The 1,575-nt window shown below is 61.7% G+C and carries 1 pseudogene; it reads right to left on the bottom strand.

Annotated features, from left to right (window positions below):
• Window positions 1-79 precede the first annotated feature (79 nt).
• A pseudogene (locus tag AC630_RS42255) lies at window positions 80-1,471 on the bottom strand (IS3 family transposase).
• Between the last annotated feature and the right edge of the window lie 104 nt (window positions 1,472-1,575).

Genomic DNA, 1,575 nt, shown 5'->3' with positions numbered 1-1,575 from the left:
CATACTGTTCGTCGTCAGATGATTTGAGACTGATTAGGCGGGCTGCGAAGGGAGGCTCTGGCTCATCAGGGGTTAGAGTTTAAGCGGCCTGCAGTCGATGCTGCAAGCGACGATTTGCGATGGTGTCGTGCTTGATGCGCTGACGTTCGGCCAGGATTGTCTCGGCTCTGCCAAAGTAGACGTCGGCGGGCGTGAGGTTGTCGATGCTCTCATGGAAGCGGGCGTGATTGTAGTGCTCGACAAAGGCGCCGATCTGCCGTTCGAGGTCGCCGGGTAGATAATAGTTGTCGAGCAGGATGCGGTTCTTCAGCGTCTGATGCCAGCGCTCGATCTTGCCTTGGGTCTGGGGATGATACGGAGCCCCGCGCCCATGTTGCATGTCTTTGCCCTTGAGCCACGTGGCCAGATCATCCGCGACGTAACTCGATCCGTTGTCGCTCAGAAGCCGCGGGCGCTGCGCGACGGTGATGTGGTCGAGGCCGGAAGCTGCGAGCGCCTGGTCGAGCGTAGCCGTGACGTCGGAGGCGCACATCGTCGGCCCCAATCTCCAGGCCACAATGTCGCGCGAGACGTCGTCGAGCACGGTCGACAGATAGTACCAACCCCAGCCGGTGATCTTGAGGTAGGTGAAGTCGGTCTGCCAAAGCTGATTGATGGCGGTGGTCTTGTCCTTGAACTCGTCCGCGGCCTTGATCACCACATAGGCCGGACTGGTGATCAGGTCATGCGCCTTCAGCAGCCGATAGACTGACGCTTCCGAGACGAAGTCCTTCCGCTCGTCGGTGAACCGCACGGCCAGTTCGCGCGGAGACAGCTCCGGCAGCTCCAGCGCCAGGTCGACGATCTGGCCGCGAACGTCGTCGGGAAGGCGGTTCCAGACCCGATCCGGCCTCGATCGACGATCGGCCAGTGCCTCAACACCGCCCTCGCGATAACGATCGCACCAGCGATAGAACGTGGCTCGTGGGATGCCGAGCTTGTCCAAGGTGCGCCCGGCCGGCAGGTGCGACCGCTCGACCAACCGGATAATCTCGGCCTTCTCGGAGGCCGGGTACCTCATGCCTCGTCCTCCCCATCTCTTACCCGACAGGTGAATGCGAAGCATTCACCGAGAGGGCCCGTTCATGCTTTTTTTGAGCAGGCGGTTCTCCAGGGTGAGGTCGGCCACCACTTCCTTCAACGCCGCGGCCTCCCGACGAAGGTCCTTGACCTCGCCGGAGGTCGCAGCCCGTGCCGTGTCGCCGGCTAGGCGGCGCTTGCCGGCCTCCAGGAACTCCTTGGACCAGCCGTAAGACATCGAGGCGGCGATGCCTTCGCGGCGGCATAGCTCGCAGATGTTCTCCTCGCCGCGCAGCCCCTCCAGCACGATACGGATCTTCTCTTCGGCCGAGTAGTGCCGGCGCGTTTGGCGCCGGATATCCTTCACGACTCGTTCTGCCGGCGCTTTGCCCGGTCCGGATTTCTGCTTCATCTTCGCTCCTTGCGGCTACGATGAACCAGAAATCCTCCCTTCGTGAAGTCCCTCAATTTGTCTCAAGGGCTCTGACGGCGAACATGGACATCAACATTCCGAAA

This window comes from Bradyrhizobium sp. AS23.2, from assembly GCF_001908185.1.
Classification (GTDB): Bacteria; Pseudomonadota; Alphaproteobacteria; order Rhizobiales; family Xanthobacteraceae; genus Bradyrhizobium.
This window is presented reverse-complemented; position numbering and strand designations above follow the sequence as displayed.